This is a genomic window from Rhizobium sullae (genome assembly GCF_025200715.1).
Taxonomy (GTDB): Bacteria; Pseudomonadota; Alphaproteobacteria; order Rhizobiales; family Rhizobiaceae; genus Rhizobium; species Rhizobium sullae.
This window is the reverse complement of record NZ_CP104146.1, coordinates 96,935-111,355: the sequence shown is the minus strand read 5'-3', so window position 1 is coordinate 111,355 and position 14,421 is coordinate 96,935. Positions and strand designations below refer to the sequence as shown.

14 protein-coding genes and 5 pseudogenes are annotated in these 14,421 nt (G+C 60.2%); 9 read left to right on the top strand and 10 right to left on the bottom strand.

Annotation, left to right across the window (positions count from 1 at the left end):
- Positions 1 to 2: 2 nt before the first annotated feature.
- The 4 genes from N2599_RS36925 to N2599_RS36905 form a co-directional block, all read right to left on the bottom strand.
- Positions 3 to 401 carry a hypothetical protein gene (locus tag N2599_RS36925; RefSeq protein ID WP_260308684.1) on the bottom strand — a complete coding sequence of 133 codons (399 nt, stop codon included), beginning with the start codon at positions 399 to 401 and terminating at the stop codon, positions 3 to 5.
- Positions 398 to 1,387 carry an IS701 family transposase gene (locus N2599_RS36920; protein ID WP_260308682.1) on the bottom strand — a complete coding sequence of 330 codons (990 nt, stop codon included), beginning with the start codon at positions 1,385 to 1,387 and terminating at the stop codon, positions 398 to 400. The genes N2599_RS36925 and N2599_RS36920 overlap by 4 nt, the downstream gene beginning before the upstream one ends.
- 341 nt (positions 1,388 to 1,728) lie before the next feature.
- Positions 1,729 to 2,574 (bottom strand): competence protein CoiA, encoded by an 846-nt coding sequence (locus N2599_RS36910; RefSeq protein ID WP_027513954.1) that lies wholly within the window; start codon positions 2,572 to 2,574, stop codon positions 1,729 to 1,731.
- A 4-nt stretch (positions 2,575 to 2,578) separates the two neighbouring features.
- Positions 2,579 to 2,968, bottom strand: a complete 390-nt coding sequence (locus N2599_RS36905; protein WP_027513953.1) for a hypothetical protein — start codon at positions 2,966 to 2,968, stop codon at positions 2,579 to 2,581.
- 61 nt (positions 2,969 to 3,029) lie between these two features.
- Between N2599_RS36905 and N2599_RS36900 the strand changes: the two are divergent.
- From N2599_RS36900 to N2599_RS36890, 3 genes and pseudogenes are all read left to right on the top strand, one after another.
- Positions 3,030 to 3,780, top strand: a pseudogene (locus N2599_RS36900) (IS6 family transposase).
- A gap of 404 nt (positions 3,781 to 4,184) precedes the next feature.
- A complete protein-coding gene (locus tag N2599_RS36895; protein WP_167333956.1) occupies positions 4,185 to 4,346 on the top strand; it encodes a hypothetical protein in 162 nt (53 codons plus the stop codon).
- Between the two features lie 241 nt (positions 4,347 to 4,587).
- Complete coding sequence (locus N2599_RS36890) at positions 4,588 to 4,761, top strand: hypothetical protein (RefSeq protein WP_167333955.1); 174 nt, start codon at positions 4,588 to 4,590, stop codon at positions 4,759 to 4,761.
- Positions 4,762 to 4,794: 33 nt separating this feature from the next.
- Here N2599_RS36890 and N2599_RS36885 read toward each other — a convergent pair whose 3' ends face one another.
- The 5 genes and pseudogenes from N2599_RS36885 to N2599_RS36865 all read right to left on the bottom strand — a co-directional run bounded on the left by N2599_RS36885 (position 4,795) and on the right by N2599_RS36865 (position 10,073).
- Positions 4,795 to 5,235: a thermonuclease family protein gene (locus N2599_RS36885; protein ID WP_027513812.1), complete on the bottom strand. Its 441-nt coding sequence runs from the start codon at positions 5,233 to 5,235 to the stop codon at positions 4,795 to 4,797.
- Positions 5,232 to 5,540: a WGR domain-containing protein gene (locus N2599_RS36880; RefSeq protein WP_027513811.1), complete on the bottom strand. Its 309-nt coding sequence runs from the start codon at positions 5,538 to 5,540 to the stop codon at positions 5,232 to 5,234. Before N2599_RS36880 ends, N2599_RS36885 begins: the two co-directional genes overlap by 4 nt.
- Positions 5,541 to 5,747: 207 nt before the next feature.
- Complete coding sequence (locus N2599_RS36875; protein WP_084606762.1) at positions 5,748 to 5,945, bottom strand: hypothetical protein; 198 nt, start codon at positions 5,943 to 5,945, stop codon at positions 5,748 to 5,750.
- A gap of 18 nt (positions 5,946 to 5,963) precedes the next feature.
- Positions 5,964 to 7,164 (bottom strand): annotated as a pseudogene (locus tag N2599_RS36870) (type IV secretory system conjugative DNA transfer family protein); the annotation flags it as partial.
- 33 nt (positions 7,165 to 7,197) lie between these two features.
- Positions 7,198 to 10,073: pseudogene (locus N2599_RS36865) on the bottom strand (Tn3 family transposase).
- A gap of 124 nt (positions 10,074 to 10,197) precedes the next feature.
- Between N2599_RS36865 and N2599_RS36860 the strand changes: the two are divergent.
- The 5 genes from N2599_RS36860 (at position 10,198) to N2599_RS36840 (ending at position 12,782) form a co-directional block, all read left to right on the top strand.
- Positions 10,198 to 10,842 (top strand): recombinase family protein, encoded by a 645-nt coding sequence (locus tag N2599_RS36860; RefSeq protein WP_027513809.1) that lies wholly within the window; start codon positions 10,198 to 10,200, stop codon positions 10,840 to 10,842.
- Positions 10,826 to 11,050, top strand: coding sequence for a hypothetical protein (locus tag N2599_RS36855; RefSeq protein WP_027513808.1), 225 nt, complete (start codon positions 10,826 to 10,828; stop codon positions 11,048 to 11,050). The genes N2599_RS36860 and N2599_RS36855 overlap by 17 nt, the downstream gene beginning before the upstream one ends.
- 153 nt (positions 11,051 to 11,203) lie before the next feature.
- Positions 11,204 to 11,785 (top strand): DUF930 domain-containing protein, encoded by a 582-nt coding sequence (locus tag N2599_RS36850; protein ID WP_245209339.1) that lies wholly within the window; start codon positions 11,204 to 11,206, stop codon positions 11,783 to 11,785.
- Positions 11,786 to 11,931: 146 nt separating this feature from the next.
- Positions 11,932 to 12,597, top strand: coding sequence for a dienelactone hydrolase family protein (locus N2599_RS36845; protein ID WP_245209338.1), 666 nt, complete (start codon positions 11,932 to 11,934; stop codon positions 12,595 to 12,597).
- A gap of 20 nt (positions 12,598 to 12,617) precedes the next feature.
- The gene (locus N2599_RS36840; protein WP_375714174.1) at positions 12,618 to 12,782 is read left to right on the top strand and encodes a hypothetical protein; all 165 of its coding nucleotides are present in this window, start codon (positions 12,618 to 12,620) and stop codon (positions 12,780 to 12,782) included.
- Positions 12,783 to 12,797: 15 nt separating this feature from the next.
- On the opposite strand, the pseudogene N2599_RS36835 reads toward N2599_RS36840, so the two are convergent.
- Positions 12,798 to 13,988 (bottom strand): annotated as a pseudogene (locus tag N2599_RS36835) (IS3 family transposase).
- 65 nt (positions 13,989 to 14,053) lie between these two features.
- Here N2599_RS36835 and N2599_RS36830 point away from each other — a divergent pair.
- Positions 14,054 to 14,419: pseudogene (locus N2599_RS36830) on the top strand (formyltransferase family protein); the annotation flags it as partial.
- Between the last annotated feature and the right edge of the window lie 2 nt (positions 14,420 to 14,421).

Here is a 14,421-nt window from a genome sequence, read left to right as displayed (position 1 = left end):
CATTATGCGGCGAAGCAAAGGGCTTGTGTCATGCGCTTGAGTCGGTTTGGTTGAATTTGAGGAACGTCCGGGTCTGGCGGGTACTGTCGATAAATGTCCTGGCCCCACAGGACCATGCGAACCGCGCCGATGGCATCGGAGAAGGTGAACTCTGTTTTCTTGTACCATGCTGCAGCATAGGGAAGAGCGCCTCGGCCAAGCATTTCGCATGCCCAGAGTGTCACGAGACTGTAGAGCGCCAGCAGCGACGGTGTCGTGCGCATGATGGCTTTGTCGTTCCACTGCCGTTGGGTTTCCACGCCAAGATGCGCACGGGTTTCGGCGAAGGTGACCTCGATCTGCCAGCGCCGAACGAAGTAGGCAATGATCTGAGCGGGCTCAAGGTTGACGTTGGTGCTCATGAACGCCTGGGGTTCACGACGGCCTGACGGGTCTCGAACGAGAACCCAGCGAATTGGTCTCGGGGCGTTCCACGCCGATACCAGAGGCCGGTTCCTGAGGTGACATCAAGGGTTTTGTCGGTTTGCTTGCCGTACCAAGAGGATGCGACGATGCGTTGCCACTCGGTCTTCGTGTCTTTGAGGAGCGTTTTCAGTTTCGGCAATGGCCTGCCTTTTTGCGCCGGTCGCCCCAGAGAATGTTCGTGCCTCTGATCCGGTGGAGCAAAGAGACTGGCATCCAGACGCAACCGCGTGATGAGAGTGGCCGTGCCGGGCAGAGCCGCAGCCAGTGTATGAACGGCAAAGCTGCTATCGCCGACAAAGATGATTTCGCGGTCCGGCAGCCAGCGGCAAAGCTGCAAGACGCCTTGCCTTGCCCAATCCGTCAGCAGCTTGTGCTTTCGGCCCTTCTTCTGATCATGACGCTCAGAGGGGCACAGGATCGTCAACACGGGCAGGGCTTTGATGCATTTGGCCCATGGGACAGGGGAAAGGACCATGAAGCTCAACCAGCGCAGGCCGCTTGCCTTGACGAAGTGCCCGTGGCTTGAGCGCACCGGGTCACGATAAATGCCACGAGCGGCGATGCGTTGGCCCCAACGCCGTTCGATTGTATCGTCCATCCCGATCACGACGGGGCCAACGGGCACGAACCTGGCAACGATGATGGATAGCAGGCGGGCCGCCAACAGGCGGGGGTTCCAGCGGGCGCGGTTTAGGAGTTGATGATAGGCGGCAAAATTGCTTGCCTTCGCACGACCGGTAATCCGCAAGCAGGCCGTCACAGTTCGCTTGCCAGGCGAAAGGAGCGCACCCATCACCAGGACCAGCAGATGCTCCCAACTCGGCGCGGTAAACCAGAAACGAAATGGCGACAGCCATTGGCGAAGGATGTGGGGGACCGCGTCTCCCGGCTCACTGCTACGATCATGTTGTTGTTCGCTCATCCATCCGTTCGAATCCGACCAAACGAAAGGTGCAAGGCCGAAACCTGCGGCGAATTGATTCACCCGAGCTGCTCAGCAGCGCCCGAAATCACAACCGATTTTGTACAAAGTCGAGCTTAGAACGGCGGCAAGCCGAGACATAGAAGTCGATGGCGAAGAGCGTTGCGGTCTTGCAGATGCGATCTTTCTAGACGCGATCGATCTTCCTTCCGTCCGCTACGAAGATGGAACTGAGATCTCGCCCCACCTTCGCCTTCGGGATCGCTTCGGCCTGTACGCGGGCGTGCGCCCCGTTAAGGCGTACCCAAACGCATCGCAGCGGCTCGCAGACGCGTTCGAGGCTACGTTCGGTCGGTAGTGGCCGGAATGGGCAAGACCCTGACCGCAACGGCTCGAGCGTCGGCCTTCGCCATCACGTCGCGGACGAACCTGCGCTTCCACACCCAGTAGATGCACGGGAGGCCAGACTCGTCATAGGTCTCGAGCCGGGCCATGAAGTCACCGCCGAGGTCGATGTAGACCGGACAGGTCGCATCCAGCCATGTCCGGCGCGGGCGGACCCAGTCGTATTGATGATGCCCTCGATACGATTCGATCACCTGCTGCCTGATCTCGTGCATGAAGAGCCAGGTCCCGCCCCGGGCGCGCGCCTTCGTCGCCTCCGGGTTCTCAAGCCTGCACTCGGAAAGCCGGACGCACATCCCGACGATCGTGCCGTGCATGTGCCGCTCGGCTTTCTCCCACACGAGGTCCTGACCCAGCTCGGACTCCGGAGCCGGAAGTTCGTGATAGACGTCGAAGTTCTGCTTGAAGACGCTACCGTCGACCACCCACACCAGGTTCCCGTAGAAGGCTTCCCGCGACAGCCGTTCCGCATCCGTCATCGCCGAGTGCTGCACCTCGATAACGATCCCGGACGGGGTCTTTATGTCGGCACGGTGGATTTCCCCGTCGGGCGCCACATGAGAGATCTCCCTGCATTCCTCGGGAAACCTGTTCTTCCATTCGCGGTGCCACGGCGTCTCGTTCTCCCACCATGGATCGCAGTTCCTGCGGCCAAAATGCGCCCAGTGATGCATGATGCGCGCACCGCACTTGGAAATCATAGCCGATCCGCACGTCGGACAGACTCCCCTGCCGCCCGGAAAGGACTCGCGCCGTTCCCCATCGATCAGGGCATACTGCATGGCGCTACTTCCCGAGGCCTTCCAGCGTGTCGGCGACGAAGCCCCAGCCGTCCTGGGTGACCACGAATTCCTGCGCGCTTTCGTCGACGGTCAGGTAGCCCTTCTTGACGAGCGCACCCGCGACCCAGACGTCCGGCCGGAAATAGGTCCCGTGCATCTCGATGCCGCGCAGCGGGATGCGTCCGCCGGAGAAGACGAGGTAGGCCATGAACAGCGCCCCCGTGCGCGGCGTGTCCCTCTTCGAGTCATTGTTGTCCTGACCCCAGTTGCCGTAGTCGGCGAGGTCCTCGTAGGGGAATTGGTTGAAGCTCTTCGCCGAAGAGGGCTTGCCGTCGATGGCGACCGCCAGCGCGTCGATGATTCTCTTCGCAGTGTCCTTCTCGATGTCCAGCATGCCTTGCCACCCGTTGTCGCTGTCGCCGCCGCGTCTCGATGTAGCACAAGTACCCGGGGTGATGTCACGTTGTCAGCGGCTTAACGGTTGTCGGATAATGGGTTGGGATGAACAGTCCGGCCGTAAGCTACAAGAACCACCGCTTTCCACCGCAGATCATCGCCCGTGCGGTCTGGCTGTATTTTCGGTTCCCTTTGAGCCTGAGGATGGTCGAGGAGATGCTGCTGGAGCGCGGTATCGTCGTCTCCCATGAGACGATCCGGAGATGGGGTCGCAAATTCGGAACGGCTTATGCCAGGCAGTTGTGCAGAAAGAGGCCTTCGCGAAAGGATATCTGGCATCTGGACGAGGTGGTGATTTCCATCGGCGGCCGCAAACATTGGCTCTGGCGTGCCGTTGACCAAGACGGTTACGTTCTCGACGAGATCGTTCAAGCCCGCCGCGATACCCAAGCCGCCAGGCGATTGCTGGTCAGGCTGCTGAAGAAGCAAGGCCTGACGCCGAAGCGGATCGTCACCGACAAATTGCGCTCATATGGTGCTGCAAGACGGGAGGTGATGCCCGCCGTCGAACATCGATCGCACAAGGGCCTGAACAATCGAGCCGAGAATTCTCACGTGCCGCTTCGAAAACGGGAGCGGATGATGCAGGGATTTCGATCCGTCGGCGGCTTGCAACGGTTCATATCGATCTTTTCGGCACTCCGAAATCTCTTCGTCCCCCCGCACCAGAAAAACTCAGCCCTCGCCATCCACATCCATCGGATCCGCGCAATGGCGCAGTGGAAAGCCGTGACCGGCGCAACCGCCTGACGTCTCACATAAGCGCCTTGTTCCGACCTTGATCAAACAACGTGACATCGCCACTCCAGCTTATCTGGTCCCGTCCGAACCGGGACTGAGAAGTCTGGCCCCGCCCGAAAGGCCGGGGTCATAACCTCCACGAAAATCTAAAGCCGGAACAGGCTTCGAGCCTGGTCCGGCTTTTTTGCTGCCACACGAGAGGGAGGGATAGCTACTCAGAAACCGGGAGTGTGCCGCTCGCGCATGCCGGTCTCAAGGATGAGCGGTTCCTCCAATTTTCTCCAGCCGCCTACGGCGCCCTCCGAAAATCGGCTCCCCCACTCCCCGGCCCTGCCGGTCGCTTGCGCGATCCCTGACCCCGCCATCCCCTCCTGGCCGCTGTCGTCGTCTTTCACACTCAAGGAGATCAGACGATGACCTACGATATCGAAATCCAGATCGAGGAACTGCGGGCCGAGCTTCGTAACGCCGGCGAACGCCGTCAGATCCAGGCCGAGTTGGATGTCGCTCAGGCGGAGCTTGCGGCAGCCGTCGACCTGCAGAGCGAGACCTTCGATTGGGAGCCCCCTTACTGAGGGGCAACCGACAGCACTGTCGCGGTTCTTCTGTGATCCATTTCATCGACATCAGGGATGGTGCGTCTCGAGCGTCGTGCCGCAACCTGATGCCGCCGGAATTTTCCCCGCCTTGGCTTCCTCGCGCAGCAAAATTCAGTCGTTCTCAGGTCCTCCGCTTCGCTGCGGTCGTTCCGATGCAGCACTCCTTCCCGGTCCGCATCTCATCCCCGCGATGAAGCGCAATCACAGGAGAACCATCATGCAACAGCTCGCCAAGTTCCTCACCGCTACCGGCCGCCGCCTGCGCACTCTCTGCAAGGTCATCGGTCACTTCTTCCGCAACGGTAAGTTCGGTCTGAAGGTCGCGATCAAGATCCTCTTCTTCGTCGACATCGAACTCAACTTCGAGACAGCCTGGAACCGGCGCCCGTAAGGCGCTACCGGCCCGCTCCGGCGAGCCGGTTCCTCAACACCACGGTTCGCGGCGTCCCGACCAGGTCCGCGCCAGGCCTTCCGAGACCAGCCGATCGCCGAGGCTTCGCCCGTCCCGGACAAGAACACGGAGCTCACGACCGTAGCGATCCGTATCGCGGCCTGGCCACGCCTGGAGTTGGAATGGCCCTTCGCTGACGAGCTCGATCAACCGGTCTGTTGCCTTGTTGCCGAGTGCCAGTTCCGAGGCGCATTTCGGGGTGCTGATCTCCGGGGCGTCGATGTCGGCAACCCTCACCTTCTGGCCGCTGATCCACAGCGTATCACCGTCGACGACGCAGTTGTAACGGGCGCCGGACGCACACTTTTGGAACCTTGCGAATTGACCGGATTGCGCCGCTTCAACGTGCGGGACAGCCGAGATGGCCCCTAGCAGAACGGTGGCGGAAATGGCGCCCGTCAAAATTTGTCTCACCTATTTGCCCCAAGCTCGATGACGATAGAAGGAGCGGCACTATCAGATTCTCGGGCGGCGGCTGACCTCGTTCGATAGCCTCGGGCGCGCTTCTGTCGAGTTAGGTCCAGGAACAGGGCAAACGCATCCTGCTCCCGCTCGAAGTGATGGATCAACGTCTGGCCCTTGGCGCCGATCCGGCCCCATCGCCGGGTCAGGCAAAGTTCACCGAACAGGTTGGCGTCGATCGACATCGAATAGAAGCGAGCCATGTTCTTGGCGTGGTCCTTGCGTTCGACATAGAGCTGGTACGGCTGTGCGATCATGGCCGAGAATCGCGCGTTCGGAGTCCACGGTCCAACGACAATTATGAATGTGTTTTGGGTGATCGATTCAATCTGGTGAAGCTTTCCAAGGGCGAGGTCCTGGGCGATCCGCTTCGGCGTACGGCTCTATTCGCCACGACGAATGAAGCCTGCAAGCGGTCTTCGCCCGTTCGGGTCACGATCCTCTCGCGGTCGCGGCAGCACTCATCAGTACCCGAGATAGCCGAGGATATCTGCGCCATAATATTCGCCCTCCCCATCGGCATGAGCAATGACCTCGCCAGTGGCTTCATCGACCAATGCCTTGTCATCTTCTCGGACGGCCGCCGCCACTTGACGGATGCGGCATTCCTCGATCGCCTCCTCGGCCGTAACCTGAGCCTCACAGGCTTCCCAATATCGCATTGACGGGTCCTCTTACGTTCAGATCGGTTCGGGCGAAACCGGGTCGTCGACAACCACTTCGCCCTGCTGAAACCTGTTCTCGCCGACGCAGGACCTCATGTCCGATCGGCGAAACCAGATCGCACGACCGCACCGGAGTGGCGCGTTGCCGGCGGTGAATACGATCTGCTCGTCAGCGCGCATGCGCAGGACTTCGTGCGGCTGGATCAGCTGTCTCGAGGCAAGCTGCTTCGAGCGGGTTCGAGAGGATCCGCGTGATTGGAAACTGCGGCTGACCTGATCGATTTCGACTGTCGTCGTGCCGCAGCGGCGTGAGATATAGTCTGCGGTTTCCGGATCGTTGATCGCCGCGAACGAAATCCAGCTGGCGCTCTCGAACCACTTGCTGGAGGCATCCCGTCCGCCATAGGTTTCGCGCAGCTGGCCGATCGACTGATAGATCATCGTGAGCGTGATGCCGTATTTACGGCCGGCATCACGCGCCGTCTCCAGCACCCGCATGTAACCGAGCCTTGCGACCTCATCGAGGAGGAACAGTGCCCGGCCCTTGATCGCGCCATCGCGATTGTAGATCGCATTGAGGAAGGAACCGATGATAACCCGCGCCAGGCCGGCATGGGTCTCCAAAGTCTTGAGATCGATATTGATGAAGACGTCGGTGTCGCCATCGGCCAGCGCTTCGGTGGAGAAGCTGGAACCGGACACCAGCGCGCCGTAGTTCGTATAGCTCAGCCAATGCGTTTCCTTGATCGCATTGGCGTAGACGCCGGAGAAGGTCTCGGGCGTCATGTTGACGAAGGCGGCGACATTTTCTTTCACGAAGTCGGAGGCTGAATTGTCGTAGATCTCCTGCAGGCGTGCACGAAGCTTTGGCTCCGGCTCCGAGAGATTGGCGCGAACCTGCCGCAGGGTCTGATGCTTCTTATCCGTATGCCCAGACAGGCAGACATCGGCGATCATCGCGGTCAGAAGCTGAAGACCAGATGCGCGGAAGAAGTCATCGCGGACGCCGGTCGCTCATGATCCATGATGCGACGGCGGCGATGTCCTCTTCCTTGGTGCCGCCGTGGCGACCGATCCAGTCGAGCGCGTTGAAGCCCGAACCCGCGTTTTTCGGATCGAGGACGATTACACGCCGGCCGGCCTTGCGCCGGTGCTCCATCACCATCGGCGCAACCTCGTTGGAAGGGTCGAGCACAACCAGTGAGCCTCCCCATTTGGGGTCGTTTGCGGGAGGGGGCGGAATCCTACGCTAAGGCTTTGGCCATCGATATTCGCCCGTGAGGTTTATGTGTTCCCATCCGAGAGGAGAGACGTGGGTCAGCAGATCGGGCGATAGCCGCGCTTCTGGCTGGCGACGACTTCGCCGAGCTTCAAGGTATTCCAGAAGATGATGATGGCGGCGAGCAGGTTCATGCCGGCAATGCGGTAGTGTTGGCCTTCGGCGGACCGATCGCGGATTTCTCCGCGCCGATGGAAGCTGATGGCTCGTTTCAGGGCGTGATGGGCCTCGCCCTTGTTGAGCCCGATCTGGGCTCGGCGTTGCAGTTCGGCATCCAGAATCCAGTCGACCATAAAGAGAGTCCGCTCTATGCGGCCGACCTCGCGCAAGGCTGTGGCGAGTTCGTTCTGTCGTGGATATGAGGCGAGCTTACGCAGAATCTGGCTGGGTGCGACACTTCCGGCCGCAATGGTCGCCGCGATGCGGAGAACGTCGGGCCAGTTGCGTTCTATCAGGGCCTGATTGATCTTTCCGCCGATCATGGTTCGTAAATGCGCCGGCGCGGCCGAAGGATTGAACGCGTAGAGCTTTTTGGATGGCAGGTCCCGGATACGTGGGGCGAACCGGTAGCCGAGAATGGCACAGGCGGCAAAGACGTGGTCGGTGAAGCCCCCGGTGTCAGCGAATTGCTCGCGGATATGGCGACCAGCGTCGTTCATGAGCAGACCATCGAGGATATAGGGCGCTTCGCTTGCCGTTGCGGGGATCACCTGGGTTGCGAACGGAGCATATTGATCCGAGACGTGACTGTAAGCCTTCAAACCCGGCGTATTGCCGTATTTCGCGTTGACCAGGTTCATCGCTTGGCCTTGCTCCGTCGCCGCGAAGAACTGGCCGTCACTCGATGCCGAGATGCCGGTCCCCCAGAATTGGGCCATCGGCAAATTGGCTTGCGCTTCTACGACTATGGCGAGCGCCCGGTCATAGGCTTCACCCTCGACATGCCAGCGCGCAATGCGGATCAACTCCCAGAAGGTGTGGGTGTTCGTTGCGTCCGCCATCTTGCGCAGGCCGAGATTGATCCCCTCCGCAAAGATGGCGTTCATCAATCCGATCTGGTCTGCGCAGGGCGCTCCCGTGCGGAGATGGGTGAAGGCTTCGCAGAAGCCGGTCGCAGCATCGACTTCCAACAGCAGGTCGGTAATGCGTGTCGGTGGTATCTGCTTATAAAGGTCGAGAACCAGGTCCTCGGCGCCGACCGGCGCGGCAGCCGCAAGCTTTTCGATGTGCAAGATACCGTTTTCGATCGACCCGCCTGGAATCGTGCCCGCGCGAGCGGCGCGGCCGAGCTCCCGCAGCCGGCTATCGAGGCGCGCTTGCCGGTCGGCCAACCATTCCTCCGGCCGTAATGGCACGGCGAGACGGCCGCTTTCCGCCACGGCTTGCGCAGGAACGAGTGCCTGTTTCAGATCGCCATAGCGCCGGGACCGCACCAGCCAGACATCTCCGGATCGGAACGCATCGCGCAGGTGGAACAGCACCGCGATCTCCCAAAGTCGGGTATCGCCAGCCGGCTGGGCACGAAGATGACGATGCCATTTCGAGCTTGGCCGCAGAAAGTCGGGATGCACTGAAACTCTTGCACCTCCACGTAGCGCCGTCACGGCGTCGAGCAGCGGCATCGCGACCGGCGCAGCCCGAAGATCGAGCAGGCGCAACATACGAGGAGCATAGCGGCGGAAGCGATGATAGCCGTCAAGCACATGATTGAGCGGGTCGGCCGTCATGGTCGCTGTCAGGCTGACCGCCGTGGCAACCAGGGTTTTGAACCTGTCCCAGCCCTCTCCATTGCCGATGACGGTTTCCAGCGGCTGGCCGTCATCCTGTGCATCCACTAAGGCTCCACCGATTTCGGCGAAGGATTTCAAGGTGGCGCGCACCGCAGTCGCTTCGTCCGCAACCTTCTCCTGGCAAATGCGCTCCGAAGCCCGGTAGAGCTTGCCAACGATCCGATCATGGGTTTCGATCACGGCGTCGGCGAGCATCGCCTGCCATTCCGATGCGCAAACGGCCAGAATCGCTAGCCGTCTGTCCTCCGGAAGATCACGCATGCCATCGGCATAATACCGCTCGCCCTGCCTGCGCAGCCGCGCCACTCGATGGGCAGGAATGTTGACCAGAATATCTTCGGGGAGATCGAGCTGTCGCAGGTATTCCAGCCGGTCGAGAAGCCGGTTGACCGACGAAGAGTTCGAACCGGGCTCGAACCGCCGCAGCCACACGAACCGGGTCACACGATCGTCAACCGTATCCTCAAGCAATGCCCGCAACTGCTCCCGGATCGACGGAGACAGACGGTCGGCAATTCTTGTCTCGATCCGCCGCTCAGCATCGACCAGAGCCGTGGCGCAAAGCCGCTCGATCGTCGATGTCGCGGGAAGAACAGTGCGGGTGCGGCGGCACTCGACCACGAAACGACGGGCAATGTCCTCGTTCGACACCGCCATCTCGGCTTCCCGGAAAAGCCAGTCCTTCAGTTCACGAGCGCCACGGCCGGAGAACGTGCGGAAGCCGTAAAGCATCCGCAGTTCAGCAAGGTGCTCGTGGCGCGTCTCCTCGCGGGCGGCATAGTCAACAAGATCGTCGGCATGCAGGCCAAGCTGCGCTCCGATGAACTCGACCACCTCCGCCGGAATCAGCTCTCCCGGAGCCAACACCCGTCCGGGGTAGCGCAGAACACACAATTGCAGGGCGAAACCGAACCTGTTGTGCGGTCGTCGGCGGTACCTGATATGCTCGAGGTCCTCGTCGCTCAGCGTATAGTGTTTGAGCAAATCTGCCTGCGAAGTCGGCAGGCGCAACAGCGCGTCCTTCTGCCGATCGGTTAGAGTGACACGACGCGGCATCCATGTTCCTTTTTCAAAATCAGATGATGTTCAAGACGCTTTGTTTATGATGCTGGTTAAGATACAGTTCTGGGGAACAAGGCAATTGCGGTAATGCGCCGCCTCAAACCACCGTTTAAGAAACATGCTGATAGGATATGCTCGCGTTTCCAAAGCCGATGGTTCCCAGTCTCTGGACCTGCAGCACGACGCCCTGCGCGCCGCCGGCGTTGAGCAGGACAATATCTATGAGGATCGCGCCTCTGGCAGCCGTGATGATCGACCGGGCCTGACTGGCTGCCTCAAATCGTTGCGTTCCGACGATGTGCTGGTCGTCTGGAAGCTTGATCGCCTCGGGCGGTCGCTTACCCATCTGGTCAATACGGTGAAGGATCTGTCCGACCGCAAGATCGGCTTGCGGGTGTTGACCGGAAAAGGAGCCGAGATCGACACCACGACCGCATCTGGCCGCATGGTGTTCGGCATCTTCGCCACTCTGGCCGAGTTCGAGCGAGACCTGATCCGTGAGCGTACGATGGCTGGTCTTGCCGCAGCCAGAGCACGAGGTCGCAAAGGCGGTCGCAAATTCGCGCTCACCAAAGCGCAAGTTCGCCTCGCCCAGGCCGCCATGGCGCAGCGCGATACATCCGTCTCCGATCTCTGCACGGAACTCGGGATCGAGCGCGTCACCCTCTACCGGTATGTCGGCCCTAAAGGCGAACTTAGGGACCATGGCAGACGACTTCTGGGTCTACCGCAACCGGAGCAATCGAATGCCGATGACTCATAAACTGACAACAATTTTGGCTATATGCGTTGCCTTAACCCTCTCCGCCTCCGTAGCAGATGCAAACCCGCAGCTGCGGCAGATCACCGATGCGGCTTCGGCGGGCTGGTCTGTCGAGGGGTTGAAGGCCACCCACGGTGACGCCATGGAAGGCGGCAAGCAAACCAGCCTTTTTGTTGATCTGCGCCAATTCGTAGCTGCCGCCCTCTGACGTGCTTGTATGAGGTTGGTGGCGCGGACAGAGGATCGATTCAACAGGTGGGGCCTTGCGGGGTCCGCGCTCCTTCATATCCTTGTGGGCGTCTTCATACTGCTTTTGCCTGCCGCGCCGAAACTGCCCGAGCAGCAGGAGCAGAGCATAGCGGTGGAAATCGTGACCCTTCCCCCTCCCCGAACCGATCAACAGGAGAAGCCCGCACGGCAACCTGATCTTCCTCCTACACAGCAGGGCGAGGGCATGCCGGCGGACACGCCCGAGACGACGTTAAAGACGCCAGCAGTTCCAGAGGTGGTCCCGGACGAGGTTCATCGTCGTGATGAAACGCCGACACTGGTGAAGCCGTCGCGCATGCTGTCGGAGACGGTGCTGGACGATCCAAGAAGCCGAAATACCAGACAAGAGCTTGCGATGCTCAGGCCCGCGGATCAGATCGAACAACTATGCAATTTGGAAGCCATGGCTCAGGTCGGAGCGTGGAGCGAAGAGTACCAGCCGGATCGCGTCGTGGCCTATGCGATGGCCGACCCGAAATTATCGGGAAACTCCTTTTCGGCAGAGGGGGCGGCTCTGCACAGCAAGCGAGATTGGTATAGGTTGCGATTCAAATGTGACCTCACCCCGGATCATAAGAAGGTCGCGGCCTTTGAATTTCTCATGGGCGAGCCAATACCGAGAAGGGAGTGGGCCGAGCATAGTCTTCCCACCGAAGATAAGCCGCTTGATTAGGGGCGGTAGGTATGGGCCGATCGCGTACTGTGTCGCGACGCCAAGGAATGGAGTTTTAGAAGCATATGCGCTTGTTTTCGTGCGTTCTCGTTTTTTTCGCAGGTATGTTTGTCAATGCTCATGCTGCATCCCGGCAGCAATTTACCGTGCCGACGCCGGCCGGCCGTGTTCTCGTCGAGAGCTTCGGGAACTGCGCGAATGCGACATGTCCGGCCGTTGTGATCCTAAGTGGCAGCAAAGGCTTCGGGGCGTCCGTTTATGATGAGATCGGCCAGACGTTCCGGACGGCGGGTTTGAATGCCTATCTCGTCCATGTTCTGTCGGCGGCCGACCTCGACGCTATCGCCACGGCGGGTAATGCGCGGACGCGTATCGCCTATTATGCACAGGGGCTGCCGGGCTGGACTTCCGCCGTTCAAGGCGTGTCCGCCTATCTTGAGAGCCAACCGCGCCACGGCGGCAAGGTTGGCGTCCTCGGGATCTCGCTTGGCGCGCAAATCGCCTCGGCTGCTTCGGTCGGACGATCCGATATTGGCGCTCTGGTGTTGGTCGATGGCGGATTCCCGAACGGTTATTCAAAGCCTATCCGTCCATTGCCGCCGCTGCTTTTGATTTGGGGAAGCGCCGACCGGACGTTTCCCTTGTCGATCGGCCGCGAGTTGCAACGGACAGCGCAACAGCTTGGAGGGCCTGTTACCCTTGATGCTTACGAAGGCGGGGCGCACGATTTTTTCTTGAGATCGGGGACCCGGAACGCCGGCGCAGCTCACCAGAGCGCGGCCGATTTTCTGATGTCGCATCTATCGCGATAGTTCTGGAAGCTTAGCGTAGGATTTCGCCCCCTCCCGCAAATGCCCCCATAATCGTTGGGGGTTCGTCTTATCCACGAGCAATCGACTTCAAAAGGGTATCGGCGATCGCAGCCGAGGTAGGCGCAGCGACCTTGGCGGATGTCGCACATTTCTCTGGGCTAATCGCAGGCAAGCAGTACCCGTGACCTTGCCCCCAAGTTTTATCCAGTTTTCAGTTCGCTCCGGCGGTTTTTGGTTGCTGCATTTGGGGCGGTAGCGGCGGGTTGCGGTGCGGAGCCATTTCGGCTGCGCAGCACCGCATCACGTAGCGGGTTGATGGTCTGAGCGAACTCGGTCGGTGTCAGCCAGCCAAGGCCGGAGTGCGGTCGATGATCGTTGTAATCGCTGCGCCAGTTTGAAAGCGCTGATCGAGCGTGGGTCAGTGACGAGAAGAGCGTTTCATTCAAGAACTCGTCGCGCAGCCGCCCATTGAAGCTTTCGATGAAGGCGTTCTGGATCGGCTTGCCTGGTGCAATGTAATGCCAATCGACCTTGGCCCGATCCGTCCATTGCAGGATCGCATTACTGGTGAACTCGCTGCCGTTGTCACTGACGACCGTCCTGGGTTTGCCACGTTCCTCGATGATCCGATCAAGCTCACGGGCAACCCGCAGGCCGGAAAGCGATGTATCGGCGACGAGGCCCAGGCATTCTCTGGTGCAATCGTCTACGACCGTCAGAACCCGGAACCTGCGACCATCGGTGAACTGATCCGACACGAAGTCCAGCGACCAACGATCATTTGGCGGTCATTGGGATCAGCATCGGTGCTCGTGTGCCTATCGCGCGCTTGCGCCCGCCGCGCTTGCGCACGGTCAGCTTCTCCTCCCGATAGAGCCGGAAGAGTTTCTTGTGGTTCACAAGGTGTCCCTCGCGCCTGAGCAGCACATGAATGCGTCGATAGCCGAAGCGGCGGCGTTCATGCGCCAACGCCTTCATGCGCTCGCGAAGGCCCTGATCGTCGCTGCGTCTGGTGTCATAACGGATCGTCATGCGGCAAAAACCGATGGCTTTACACGCCCGCCGTTCGCTCATCCCATGTTGGTCCATCAGATGCGCGACAGCGTTCCGCTTTGCTGCGGGCGTCACCATTTCTTTCCCAAAAGGTCTTTCAAAGCAGCATTGTCGAGCATGGCATCCGCCAGAAGCCGCTTCAGCTTCGTGTTCTCGTCCTCCAGCGTCTTCAGCCGCTTGGCTTCCGACACCTCCATGCCGCCGAACTTGGCTTTCCATTTATAGATGCTGGCATCGCTAACGCCGTGTTTGCGGCAAAGCTCCGAGACCGGCGTGCCAGCCTCATGCTCTTTCAGGATGCCGATGATCTGTTCGTCTGTGAAACGGTTGCGCTTCATTCCCTGGTCCTCTCAATGGGCCAGAGCTTACTTCAAAATGGATTATTTCAACGGGGCAAGGTCACCTGTCGGACCAGATGTGCCAGAAAATGTCGGGCCGGATCATCAATATCCACCATTCCTTCCTGCCGAGCTTCAAGGGTGCCAATCCCTACAAACAGGCCTATGAGCGCGGCGTGAAGCTGATCGGCGCGACGGCGCATTACGTCACCGCTGATCTCGACGAGGGCCCGATCATCGAGCAGGACATTGCCCGCATCACTCATGCGCAGTCGGCCGAGGATTATGTCTCGATCGGCCGTGATGTCGAAAGCCAGGTGCTCGCGCGCGCCGTGCATGCCCATATCCATCACCGCACCTTCATCAACGGCAACCGCGCCGTGGTGTTTCCGGCAAGTCCAGGATCCTATGCCTCTGAGCGCATGGGTTGAGA